Source organism: Streptacidiphilus sp. MAP12-16, assembly GCF_041262165.1.
GTDB lineage: Bacteria > Actinomycetota > Actinomycetes > Streptomycetales > Streptomycetaceae > Streptacidiphilus.
Map to the genome: position 1 here is coordinate 186,154 of NZ_JBGCBY010000003.1, position 12,221 is coordinate 198,374.

10 protein-coding genes are annotated in these 12,221 nt (G+C 71.2%); 6 read left to right on the forward strand and 4 right to left on the reverse strand.

The window, feature by feature from the left end:
* The first annotated feature begins 128 nt into the window (after positions 1 to 128).
* On the forward strand, positions 129 to 1,211 hold the full coding sequence (locus ABIA33_RS04750) for a glycosyltransferase family 2 protein (RefSeq protein WP_370077253.1): 1,083 nt from the start codon (positions 129 to 131) through the stop codon (positions 1,209 to 1,211).
* Between the two features lie 23 nt (positions 1,212 to 1,234).
* Here the strand turns inward: ABIA33_RS04750 and ABIA33_RS04755 are convergent, their stop codons facing one another.
* The 3 genes from ABIA33_RS04755 to ABIA33_RS04765 form a co-directional block, all read right to left on the reverse strand.
* Positions 1,235 to 2,341 carry an alpha/beta hydrolase gene (locus ABIA33_RS04755; RefSeq protein ID WP_370077255.1) on the reverse strand — a complete coding sequence of 369 codons (1,107 nt, stop codon included), beginning with the start codon at positions 2,339 to 2,341 and terminating at the stop codon, positions 1,235 to 1,237.
* Positions 2,342 to 2,593: 252 nt separating this feature from the next.
* Positions 2,594 to 4,387, reverse strand: a complete 1,794-nt coding sequence (locus ABIA33_RS04760) for an AMP-binding protein (protein ID WP_370077257.1) — start codon at positions 4,385 to 4,387, stop codon at positions 2,594 to 2,596.
* A 68-nt stretch (positions 4,388 to 4,455) separates the two neighbouring features.
* Positions 4,456 to 5,118, reverse strand: a complete 663-nt coding sequence (locus ABIA33_RS04765; RefSeq protein WP_370077259.1) for a cysteine hydrolase family protein — start codon at positions 5,116 to 5,118, stop codon at positions 4,456 to 4,458.
* Between the two features lie 126 nt (positions 5,119 to 5,244).
* Here ABIA33_RS04765 and ABIA33_RS04770 point away from each other — a divergent pair, with 126 nt between their 5' ends.
* The 4 genes from ABIA33_RS04770 (at position 5,245) to ABIA33_RS04785 (ending at position 9,712) form a co-directional block, all read left to right on the forward strand.
* Positions 5,245 to 6,507, forward strand: coding sequence for an amidohydrolase family protein (locus tag ABIA33_RS04770; protein ID WP_370077261.1), 1,263 nt, complete (start codon positions 5,245 to 5,247; stop codon positions 6,505 to 6,507).
* Between the two features lie 143 nt (positions 6,508 to 6,650).
* Complete coding sequence (locus ABIA33_RS04775) at positions 6,651 to 7,820, forward strand: acyl-CoA dehydrogenase family protein (RefSeq protein WP_370077264.1); 1,170 nt, start codon at positions 6,651 to 6,653, stop codon at positions 7,818 to 7,820.
* A complete protein-coding gene (locus ABIA33_RS04780) occupies positions 7,820 to 8,824 on the forward strand; it encodes an acyl-CoA dehydrogenase family protein (RefSeq protein WP_370077266.1) in 1,005 nt (334 codons plus the stop codon). The genes ABIA33_RS04775 and ABIA33_RS04780 overlap by 1 nt, the downstream gene beginning before the upstream one ends.
* A 363-nt stretch (positions 8,825 to 9,187) precedes the next feature.
* Positions 9,188 to 9,712, forward strand: a complete 525-nt coding sequence (locus ABIA33_RS04785) for an ATP-binding protein (protein WP_370077268.1) — start codon at positions 9,188 to 9,190, stop codon at positions 9,710 to 9,712.
* Positions 9,713 to 10,233: 521 nt separating this feature from the next.
* On the opposite strand, the gene ABIA33_RS04790 is transcribed toward ABIA33_RS04785, so the two are convergent.
* Positions 10,234 to 11,172, reverse strand: coding sequence for a cyclase family protein (locus ABIA33_RS04790; protein WP_370077270.1), 939 nt, complete (start codon positions 11,170 to 11,172; stop codon positions 10,234 to 10,236).
* A gap of 115 nt (positions 11,173 to 11,287) precedes the next feature.
* Here ABIA33_RS04790 and ABIA33_RS04795 point away from each other — a divergent pair, with 115 nt between their 5' ends.
* On the forward strand, positions 11,288 to 12,217 hold the full coding sequence (locus ABIA33_RS04795; protein WP_370077272.1) for an SDR family oxidoreductase: 930 nt from the start codon (positions 11,288 to 11,290) through the stop codon (positions 12,215 to 12,217).
* Positions 12,218 to 12,221 lie beyond the last annotated feature (4 nt).

Here is a 12,221-nt window from a genome sequence, read left to right on the forward strand (position 1 = left end):
GACGGGCTCGCGGCGCCCTGCGACTCCGCTTGCCGCTCCGGAGTGGGGGCGGCCCCTGCCACGTCCCCCAGCGGCGGCCAGTAGGCTCGGGAGCGCTCGTCCCCCGGCCCCTGGAGTGAGACCCCGTCGTGAACGCAGTGACCCTCTCCATCGTCCTGCCCGTGTACGGGGTCGCCGACTATCTGCCGCGCTGCCTGGACTCCGTGCTCGCCACCGACGCCGCGCGCCTGCCCGGACTGCAGGTCATCGCCGTCGACGACTGCTCGCCCGACGCCTCGGGAGCCATCCTGGACGAGTACGCCGCACGCGACCCGAGGCTCACCGTGCTGCACCTGACGGAGAACCGGGGCCTGGGCGGCGCGCGCGAGGCCGGCCTCCCGCTGGCCACCGGCGAGTACGTCTGGTTCGTCGACAGCGACGACTGGCTCGCGGAGGGCGCGGTCGAAGCCGTCGCCGACCGGCTGGCCGCGGCCTGCCCCCAGGCACCGCTCGACGTTCTGATCACCGGCTTCGCCCGGACCTACCCCGACGGCAGCATCGAACCCGACACCTGGCGCGGCCTGATGGACGGCGCTCCCGACGCCTTCACCCTCGCCGAACGGCCGGCGCTGCTCCAGATGATCCTCTCCGCCTGGAACAAGGTGGTCCGCCGCGAGTTCCTGCAGCAGCTCGGCGTCAGCTTCGGTGACGGCTACTACGAGGACCTCTCCGTCACCTACCCGCTGCTGCTCACCGCCGAGCGGATCGGCTTCCTCCCGCAGGAGGCGTACTTCTACCGCCGCGCGCGCGAAGGTGCGATCACCAGCACCGCCTCGCCCAAGCACGCGGATGCCTTCGCCCAGTACGACGCGATCTTCGCCTTCCTGGACCGCCGCCCCGACATCCCCGCCTCCCTGCGCCGCCTGGTGTTCGACCGCACGGTCAAGCAGGCGGTGACCGTCCTGGACACTCCCGGTCTGGTCCCGCCCGAGCTGCGCCGCGACTTCTTCCACCGCACCGCCGAGCACTTCCGCCGCCGGCGGCCGGACGGCTACCGGTACCCCGGCGGCCTGCGCGGTGTCCAGTACCGCCTGGTGGAGCGGGATGCCTGGGGTGCGTACCAGCGGCTGCGCCCGCTGCAGGCGCTCCCGCGCACGCTCAGGCGCACCGCGCGCGGCAGCGTGCCGCTGGCGAAGCGCGCCCTGCGCGGCACCGCCCGTCGCGGCCTGTAGATCGTCGTCGAGCGGACCGGCCCTCAGCCCGCGATCTGCTGCGAGGCCCAGATCAGCGACGGCGTCATCTCGGTGATGAACGTCTCCGTGGTGTGGTCCCCCTTGCTGAGGGTCAGCAGCTGGCTGTTACGCGGGTTGTGCAGCGCCCTGAGCATCGCCTTGGCGTCCGCGACGGTGCTGCCGTCCTGGAGGGTGCCCTCCATCAGCAGTTGGATGTCGGGCTGCGGCCTGGCCTTCTGGAGCAGCAGCAGCGGATTGTTGGCCGCGGCCAGCTTCGGGTCCTTCACGACCACGGCCGCGTCGGGGGCGTTGTAGCCCGACATGCTCACGCCTGCGGAGAAGGACTGCGGGTACTGCACCGTGAGGTTCGCCGCGCAGTAGCCGCCGGCCGAGTAGCCCAGGATCGCCCACTTCTTGGGGTCGTCCGCGACCCTGAAGTTCTGCCTCATCAGCGTGGGGACGTCCTTGGCCAGCCAGGTCGCGGTCTGGAAGCCGCCCGGCAGGTTGACGCAGCCTGAGTCCTTGCTGCCGCCGAACATGTTGAGCTTGGCCGAGACCAGGATCATCGGTTTGACCTTGCCCTCGCCCATGAGCTTGATCATGGCTTTGTCGGCGTGCATGGAACCGAACCAGGTCTTGGGCGAGCCGGGCGTTCCCGGCAGCAGCTCCGCGACCGGGAAGTTGGTGTGCGCGAACGCCGGGTCGTTGTACTGCGGCGGCAGCCACACGTACATGTCGCCCTTGATGTGCGACTCCGGGCCGACCGCGTTGGCCTGCAGCACGTCGTCGTTGTACTTGGTGAAGTTCAACTTCTGCGCGGAGACGCCGGTCGCGCTGGGCGAGCCGTCGCCCGAGCCGGCGTTCTTCGAGCCGGTCGCGGTCACCTGCACATCGGCGTTCTGACCGAACAGCGAGCCCCAGGTGTCGTAGAAGGGGCCCATGCTGTTGTTCACATAGACGAGCACCATGAGTACCGCCGCTACCTGGCTGAACACTGTCAGGCCGACCCTCGCCGCCACGCGTGCGGGCGTCGGCCCCGGTATCCGGTTCCAGATCGCCACCATCGCCGCCACGGCCAACACGACCAGGGCGATGGTGAGAAAGAAGAACGGCGTACCTGTGAGACTCATCGCTGACCTTTCCGGACTCTCCCGCCGTCGTAAGCAGAGGTCGGGTGGACCCCTGCTCGGACGGAATCCGCTGGTGAAGACGCATGGAAAGCCCGGCAGGTTGCCGACTCTCGTCTTCTTCGCAGCCGCGTGGGGCGATTCCGGGAGGCGAGCTTAGCTTGAGCCTACCTGGGAGCTGTTTAAGAGCCTCATACCAATGGATGACCGTGGAATGGCCGTACGGCGGGGTGGAGGGGAACGTCTGAGAGAGGGTCAGCCGCGCGGATCCGTCCACGGTTCTGCCGCGTACCGGTCACGCAGCTCATGCTTGAGGATCTTGCGCAGCGTCTCGTTGCGGGGCAGCGCATCGACGACCTCCAGTTGCTCGGGGACCTTCTGGGCCATCAGCCCCGCCGCGCGCAGCCGCGCCGCCACATCGGCCAGGGTCGGCGGCTCCACGCCCGGTCTCCGCTCGACCACCGCGCACACCCGCTCGCCACGGACCGGGTCGGGTAGACCGATCACCGCCACCTCGCCGACCCGCGGGTCCTGGTAGAGCAGATCCTCGATCTCCTTGGCGGAGATGTTCTCGCCCTTGCGGATGATGATGTCCTTCAGCCGGCCGGTGAGCACCACATGACCGTCAAGGCGAATGTGACCAAGATCACCCGTTCGGAACCACCCGTCCGGCGCGAAGCACTCCTCCGTCAACCCCGGGTCGGTGTACCCCCGGCAGACCATCGGCCCGCGCAACCACAGCTCCCCCTCCTCGCCCGCCGAAGCCGGCTCGCCGTCGAGGCGCACCACCCGCACCTCGACGCCGGTCACCGGACGGCCCTCGGTGTGGGCCAGTTGGTCAGGCGTGTCACGCGGCGAGCCCATGCAGATTGCCGGGACCTCCGTCATCCCGTACCCGTGCGCGAGGACGCAGCCCAACTCCTCGACCACCTCCCGGTACATCTCCGGAGGGCGCGGCGCCCCGCCGCCGGAGATGATCCGCAGGTCGGGCAGCAGGCGTTCGCCCGGCGGGAGCTTCCGCTGCTCCGCCAGGAAGGCCGCGTAGAAGGCCGTGCTCCCACCCGCCATCGTGACGCCGCCGCGCCGGTAGCCGGGAAGCACGTCCGGTAGCGCGAACACTTCCACCAGCAGGGCCGGAAAACCGTGCACCAGCATGGTCACCAGGTAGTCGGGGCCGCCGATGTGGGCGTAGGGGAAGGCGATCGAGCCGACGTCCTCCGGTCCCATGTCGAGTGCGTCGGCCAGGCCGACGCCCCCGGCGATCAGCGTGCGGTCGGTGTGCCGCGCGCCCTTGGGGGCGGAGGTGATGCCCGAGGTGTAGTAGATCCAGCGGATCGGGGCCAGCTCGTCGGATTGGTCCGTGCGCGGCGGCGGGGGCAGCGTGGAGGGGTCGCCCTGCGGCAGTCCGGCCTGGTCGTAGGCCACGACGACCCGCGGCGGGCGGGCCCGGCCCGTCCCCAGCTTCTCGGCGAAGGCGACGTAGTCGAAGCCGCGCCAGGCGCCGGGCACGAGGAACAGCTCCGCGCCGGACTCGTCGAGGATCCGGCCGACCTCGGCGCCCCGGTAGATCGCGATGATCGGCGTCTGCACGGCGCCGAGACGGGCCAGGGCCAGTGACACCAGCACCGTCTCGACACGGGTGGGCAGTTGCCAGGCGACGGGGGTGCCCTCGCCGACGCCGTACGCCTCCCGCAGCCCGGCGGCGATCCGCACGGCCCGGTCGCGGACCTCGCGGAAGCTGAGCACCCGGAAGCGCGGCACGCGGTCGCGCGCCGATCCCGGCTCGCCCTCCTGAGCCGGCTCGCCCTCCCGACCCGGCTCGCCCGCCTGGCCCGGCTCGCCCGCCTGGCCCGGCTCGCCCGCCTGGCCCGGCTCGCCCGCCTGGCCCTGCTCGATCCGGCCCTGCTCGATCTCGCTGGGCTCGATCTCCTGCATGAGCATCGGCTGGTCGGGGGTCAGCGCGACCCGGCGCTCCAGCAACTCCCAGAGCGTGCGGGCGTCCGCGAGATAGTCGCGGGCGGCGGTGCCGGTCGCGGCGGTGCTGGTCATGGTGGCCTCCCCATCATCTGACTTGCCGTCAGATTCAGGATGAGGCTACCCACCCCGCAGCCACCGCCTCAAGACTCCGGCGTCGCCGGCCGCGCCCCGCTCCAGCGCGCGGCCACCGCCGCCGCCTCGGTGACCGTCGCGACCAGGGCGAGCGTGTGCGTCAGCACCGCCTCCGCGTACTCCGGCGGGGTGCCCGCCACGGCGTCGCGCGGCAGCACCACCTGGAATCCGGCATCCACGGCACCGAAGGTCAGCTCCAGCAGCGCGACGTTCACCGACACCCCGACGCAGACCAGAGTCCGTACGCCCAGGTTGCGCAGCACCGAGGCGAGGCCGGTGTCCTGGAACGGGCCGAGGCCGTGCAGCCTCGGCAGGACCAGGTCCCGCTGCTCGTCGGCCCCGATGTCGGGGTGCAGCGCGGCGGCCGCCGAGCCCGGCGTGAGCGCGGTCCCGGCTCGGGCCGCCGCCGCGAACAGCCGCGCGTTGCGATTCGCGCCGAGGCCGTCCGCACGCCGCAGCGCGGTGCAGTGCAGCACCGGCACGCCCGCGGTGCGCGCCGCCTCGGCCAACCCGCGAACGTGCTCGACCAGGCCGGTCTTCGCGGCGGCTTGGGCGAGCTCGGGGAAGACGGCCCGGTCGCCCAGTACGCCGTTCTGGCACTCGCAGGTGATCAGCGCGGTGCGGGCCGGGTCGAGCAGGTCGTCCAGCAGTTGTTCCCGTCGTGCGCCCATGGTGGCGTCCGCCCGTCCTCGGCCTGGTCCCCGGGGTGCTTGCCGCCCACCCCCTGCCTCACTAGTCTGAATCTGACGGATCGTCAGGTAAAGGGTTCGGGCAGCCGGACCTCGGAGGGAGACCGTATGGACCGCCCCGAGCCGCAGCCCCCGACCGGACCGGAGACCGACCTGCCGATGGTGGTCAGCGTCGACGACCATGTGATCGAGCCGGCACACCTCTTCGAGACCTGGCTCCCCGCCAAGTACCGCGACCGTGGCCCCAGGCCGCTGCGCGCGGGCATCGGCGAGCTCGCCTACGTCGGCGGGAAGTACCGGATCACCATGGACCCGGACGGGCCGCCCACCGACTGGTGGATCTACGAGGACCTGAAGTTCCCGTACAAGCGGAACATCGCCGCCGTCGGCTTCGACCGCGACGAGATGACCCTCGAGGGCATCACCAGGGACCAGATGCGCCGCGGCTGCTGGGACCCCAAGGCCCGGATCGACGACATGGAGAACAACCACGTCGAGGCGTCGCTCTGCTTCCCCACCTTCCCGCGTTTCTGCGGCCAGACCTTCGCCGAGGCCCACGACAAGGAGGTGGCCCTCGCCTGCGTCCGCGCCTACAACGACTGGATGGTGGAGGAGTGGTGCGGTGACAGCGCGGGACGGCTCGTCCCGCTCTGCCTGATCCCGCTGTGGGACGTGGGGCTGGCCGTGACCGAGATCCGCCGCAACGCCGCACGCGGGGTGCGCGCCGTCTGCTTCAGCGAGATTCCCACCTACCTGGGCCTCCCCAGCATCCACAGCGGCTACTGGGACCCGTTCTTCGCCGAGTGCGAGGCGACCGGGACGGTCGTCTGCATGCACATCGGCTCCTCCTCGCAGATGCCCGCCGCCTCGCCCGACGCACCGCCCGCCGTCCAGGCCACGCTGAGCTTCAACAACGCGATGGCGTCGATGACGGACTTCCTCTTCTCCGGGGTGCTGGTGAAGTTCCCCCGGCTGAAGCTCGCCTACAGCGAGGGCCAGATGGGCTGGATCCCTTATGCCCTCGAACGGGCCGACGACGTCTGGCGGGAACACCGTGCGTGGGGCGGCGTCCGGGACCTGATCCCGGAACCACCGTCGACCTACTACTACCGGCAGATCTTCGCCTGCTTCTTCCGCGACAAGCACGGGGTCGCCTCGCTGGACACGGTGGGCGTCGACAACGTCACCTTCGAGACCGACTACCCCCACGTCGACTCGACCTGGCCGGAGACCAAGGCGGTGGCTCTCGACCACGTGGAGGGGCTGCCCCCGGACGTCGTCTACAAGATCATGCGGGGCAACGCCATCCGGATGCTCGACCTCGACCTCGACCGCCATCTCGACGCCTACGGGCGGCCGCTGCGCAGCTGAGGCACCCTCCTCGGGGTGTCACCAGGCCGCATCCACCAGACCCCGCATCCACCAGACCCGGCATCCACCAGACCCCGCATCTACCGCCCCACATCTACCGCCCCACATCTACCGCCCCACATCTACCCGACAGGGAGCAGACCGTGGACCTGCGCGACACCGAAGCCGAGGCCGCGTTCCGGCGCGGGCTGCGCGAGTGGCTCGGGAAGACGCTGCCGGAGCTGCCGCCGGCGCCCGATCCGGCCGACTGGCCCGGGCGGCGGGCGTACGACACGGCGTGGCAGCGGCGGCTGTACGACGCGGGGTACGCGGGGGTGCACTGGCCGGTGGAGGCGGGCGGGAAGGGCGCCAGCCCGGCCGAGTATCTGATCTTCCTGGAGGAGACCGAGCGGGCCGGCGCCCCGTACGTCGGCGCCAACTTCGTCGGCCTGCTGCACGCCGGGCCGACCATCGCCGCCGAAGGCACGCCCGAGCAGCGCCGCCGGTACCTGCCGCGGATCCTGAGCGGTGCGGAGGTCTGGTGCCAGGGGTTCAGCGAGCCGGGGGCCGGCTCCGACCTGGCGTCGCTGCGGACCCGCGCCGAGCGGGACGGGGACGAGTACGTCGTCAGCGGCAGCAAGGTCTGGACCTCGCACGCCGAAGTAGCCGACTGGTGCGAGCTGCTGGTGCGCACCGACCCGGACGCGCCGAAGCACCGGGGCATCAGCTGGCTGATCCTGGCCATGGACGCACCGGGGGTGACGGTCCGTCCGCTGCGGACGCTGACCGGGACGACCGAGTTCGCCGAGCTGTTCCTGGACGAGGTGCGGGTGCCCGTGGCCAACCGCGTGGGGGCGGAGAACGACGGCTGGCGGGTCACCATGGTGACCCTGTCCTTCGAGCGGGGAACGGCGTTCGCGGGTGAGGTGGTGGCCTGCCGCCGCTCGCTCGCGGAACTGGCCCGGCTGGCGCAGCGCAACGGCGCGTGGGGCGATCCGGGGCTGCGGCGGGGGATCGGCCTGCTGGCGGCACGGTTCGGGGCGCTCTGGCGGCTGGTGCAGTGGAACGTGTCGGAGGCGCAGGGCGGAGGGGTGCCGGGGCCGGGGGCGTCGGTGTTCAAGTTGCGCTTCTCCGAGGCGAGGCAGGAACTGTACGACCTGGCCGCGGAGGTGCTGGGCGCGGGGGCGCTGGTCCTGGACGAGACCGGCAGCGAGAGCTGGACCGCACAGCGGCTGCAGGGCCTCTCCTACACCATCGCCGCGGGGACGTCGCAGATCCAGCGGACCATCGTGGCGCAGCGGGTGCTGGGGCTGCCCAAGGGGAGGGGTGCCTGATGGACTTCCGACTGACGGAGGACCAGCGGTCGCTGCGGGGCGGGCTACGGGAGCTGCTGGTCGGACGCTTTGGCCCCGAGCAGTTGCGGGGTGCGGTCGAGACGGGCGCGAACCCCGGCTGGGCGGCGTTGGAAGGCGCCGGGCTGTTCTCGCTCCGGACGGCAGAGTCGGACGGGGGGCTCGGCCTCGGGGTCGCGGAGGCGGTGCTCGCGTTCGAGGAGGTGGGCCGGTCCCTCGTGCCCGGGCCGCTGGTCGGCACCGAGCTTGCCGCGGTGCACGCCGGTGGGACGGGCGGCGTCGCGGTGCTCGCGCGCACGTCGGCACGCGGGCCGTTGCTGGTCGAGCGCCTGCCGTCGTTGCAGGCCGTGCTGGTGCTGGACCCTGACGCGGCGGAGGTGCGCCTGGCCGATCCGGCCGAGGTGCCGGCCAGGCGGGTGCGTTCGGTCGATCCGCTGACGCCGCTCTGGGAGGTGACCGGACCGCTGCCGCGCGGGGTGCCGCTGCCCGGGGTGGACCCGGCGCTGCTCCGCGCCGAGGGCATGCTGCTGACCGCGGCACTCCAGGTGGGCCTGGCCACGCGGGCGGTGGAGTCGGCGGTCGGGTATGCGAAGCAGCGCGAGCAGTTCGGCCAACCCATCGGGGCGTTCCAGGCGGTGCAGCATCTGTGCGCGGACATACTGGCGCGGACGGAGCCGGCCCGGGCCGCCGTGCGCGCCGCGGCCGTGGGCCTGGACGCGTACGGGCCCACTCCCGACGTCCTGGCTGAGGTGGCGGGGGCGAAGCTGCTCGCGGACGAGGCGGCGGTGCGCGGCGCGCGGGACTGCCTGCAGGTGTTCGGCGGGATGGGATTCACCTGGGAAGCCGACGTGCATCTGCTGCTGAAGCGGGCGTGGGTCCATGAGCGCGCCTTCGCCGGGGCGGAGGAGTGCGCGGAGCGGCTTGCCGCGGCGCTGGTGGCGCCGGTCGACGCCGAGGGCGCGGCAGAAGCGGCGGCGGCGTTGTGAGCGCGGAGACTCGTCGGACACTTGTAGGAAGGGTGGTTCTGGCGGGGCGTCCGCCGGTCTCGCTGCATCCGGGTCCGATTCGGCTACGCTCCACGGGTGCGCATGGATCGGATGGCAGGGCCTGTCACCGGACTGTGGCATGCTCGGCCGGACCCACGCTCCAGAACGACACGGCACCCTTCGCGGGCAGTATGCACCGTGAGGCAGCCACCATGTTGGAATATGCCGGAAGCGCTTGTTGGAACTGGTAGGAGCAAATCATCCTGGATCAGATGCGCAACGGAGCGCCGCCGTGCGCGCTGTCTGCGGGTCTGGACAGCTCCAGAGGCGCAACTGATCCCGCAAGTACGGGTGGTGTGAGCGGTGCAGGTGCTTCAGGTGCAGATCGCCGTGCAGGCGGACCCGGCTGAGGTCGGTCGGGCCCGCCGGTGGACCAGGTCGCGGTTGAGCGGGTGCGGCTTCGATCCGGACGCGGCGCTCGCCGACGCACTGGTGCTGGTGGTGTCCGAGCTGGTCACCAACGCCGTGGTGCACACCGGGAATCCGGCGGTGCTGCGGCTGCTGTTCCCGCTCGGCGCGGAGGCCGAGCACCACCCGGTACGGGTCGAGGTCGCCGACGTCAGCGGGCAGCCGCCGAAGCCGAGGCATGCTCCGGGCGAGGCGACCAACGGGCGCGGGCTGGAGCTGGTCGAGAACCTGTGCGACCGATGGGGGTGGTTCCCGGACGGGTCGGGCAAGCGGGTGTGGTGCGAGCTCGAACGCGAGCCGCGCGAGGCGGAGGAACCGCTCCAGGAGCAGGGCGCGGCGCTGGAGCAGGGCCCGCTGGAGCAGGGCCCGGTGCCGGCCGAAGGTGCGGAGCCGCCCTTGCAGCAGTTGTTGGTCGGTTGACGACCGCGGTTCGTACAGATGATCATAGAACGACCAAGTGAGCACATCACTCTGGAAATTGGTATCTATGTCCACAACACGGCCCGATTCCCCAAGCGCACCCTCGCACCGCCGGTGAACGGCTTCTGGCCGAAATCAGGTCATGTCAGCGCCGGGTTCCCGGAGTTCTCCCGCCAAATGCCGTTCGTGGATCCCTGGTTGCCGACGTCAGGGCGCTGTCTGTCCACACTCGACCGGTAGTCGATCAGTAGTCCGAAAGCGTACGCAACCAATCCGAATTCCGGACAAGCCATTGACGTGACGTGTCTGCCTGATCACGCTTGGGTTCAGCGATTCGTTGCGAGGGGACGTCGAGGGCGCGGACGGCAGTGCCGTTTTTTGTGTCCTTGGCGAGTGCGAGTCGTTTCGACGCTGGTCAGGGCCCAGGCGTCGAGGCCGGGTGGCGAGTCTCCGTGCTGTGCTCGAGGTGGCACGGCGGCTCGCCACCCGTTCTGCTCCGTGCCGCGCCGATTGGGGCGGCGTCACTTCACGGCGACGGGTGCGACCGGCGCGCCGACGCCCCCGGTGAACGGCTCGGGCGGCGCGGAGAGCAGGAACTCGTAGACGCCGTCCTCGGCGCAGTCGGCCGCCAGCTGCTCCAGGTTCCAGTTCTGACCCTGCATCATTCCCATCTCCACCAGGTGCAGCGCGTGTACCGGCAGGTACAGGCCGTCGACCTCCGGCGGGAAGATCTCGAAGGTCAGCGTGTCATCGGCGACCGCTGCCACGTCCCTGGAGTGGAACCACTCCGGCGTACGGAGCGAGAGGCCGGGGGAGGGGAAGGCGTAGGCGTCGCGGTCGCCGCCGAGGTAGAGCTGGATCTGCCCGGTGCGTACCAGCACCACGTCCCCGGCCCGCACCTGAGTATGAGCCAGCTCCTGTGCGGCCTCCAGGTCCTCCGGGGTGACGGCGTGGTCGCCGGGCAGGCGGTCCACGCCCCGCGCACGGGCGACGTCGAGCAGCACGCCTCGGCCGACCAGTGGCGGGGCCTTCTCCACGCCGCTGCGGACCGCGCCCTCGTGGGCGGTGACGGCGTTGCCCGCGGGGCGGTTGTTGTAGATGCGGCCGCCGTGGCTGACGTGGCCGAGCCCGTCCCAGTGGGTGCCGGCCTGCAGGCCCATCGTCACCACGTCGTCGCTGGTGGCGATCGCGCCTGGTCCGAACATCTCCCAGTTGAGCGCGACCATGGTGTGCAGCGGGTTCACCCGGCCGGGGATCAGCCCGGTCTGCACTCCGTACTGCTGCAGCGGTACCGCCAGCGCGAAGCGCTTGCCGGTGCGGACGGCGGCGGCCGCAGCCCGCACTGTGTCCGGCGTGATCAGGTTGAGCGTGCCGATCTCGTCCTCGACACCCCAGCGGCCCCAGTTGTTGACGCGCTTGGCGATGTCGCGGAACTCGTCGAAGTCGGTGAGTGCGGGCACGGTCGGCCTCCCGTATGGATCTGACACCTGATCTGACGGTGACTCAGGTCTGTTGCCTGTGGAGTCTCGTCCCTAGAATCTAACGGTCCGTCAGATTCTTGAGGAGGGCTACGACGTGGGTGAGTTTCTGCACGGCAGGGTGATCGCGGTGACCGGCGCAGGGCGGGGCATCGGGCGCGCCGTGGCCCTCGCCTGCGCCGCCGAGGGAGCGAAGGTCGTGGTCAACGACTACGGCGTCGCGATGGACGGTGCGGATCCCACCAGCGAGGTCGCCGAGGCGGTCGTCAAGGAGATCCAGGCCGCGGGCGGCGAGGGCGTCGCCGTCGCCGACGACGTCTCCAGCATGGCCGGCGGCGAGCGGATCGTCCGCACCGCCGTCGACACCTACGGGCGGCTGGACGGGGCGGTCTGCGTCGCGGGCATCCTGCGCGAGCGGATGCTCTTCAACATGTCCGAGGAGGAGTGGGACGCCGTCATCGCCACTCACCTCAAGGGCACCTTCACCGTCTTCCGCGCCGCCTCCGCCCTGATGCGCCGCCAGGGCAGCGGCACCCTCATCGGCTTCACCAGCGGGAACCACACGGGCAGCGTCAGCCAGGCCAACTACAGCGCGGCCAAGGGCGGCATCATCTCGCTGGTCCGCAGCGCCGCGCTCGGCCTCAACAAGTACGGGGTGACCGCCAACTGCGTCGCGCCGGTTGCCCGCACCCGGATGTCCGCCAACGTGCCCATGGAGCTCAAGGAGATCGGCGAGCCGGAGGACGTCGCCGCCCTCGTCGTCTACCTCCTTTCCGAGCAGGCCCGCGAGACGACCGGCCAGGTCTACACCGTCGCCGGGCCCAAGATCGCCGTCTGGGCCCAGCCCCGGGAGATCCGCGCCGTCCACGCGGAGCCCGGCGCGGAGGGCGTCTCCTGGACGCCGCAGCGCATAGCGGACGTCCTTCCCGGAGCGGTCGGCGTCGACCCCATGCCGATGCTGGCCCAGCTCGAAGCCATGGCCGAGGCCGCCGCCGCGAAGCAACGCCCCAACGCCCAGGAGATCTGACCGC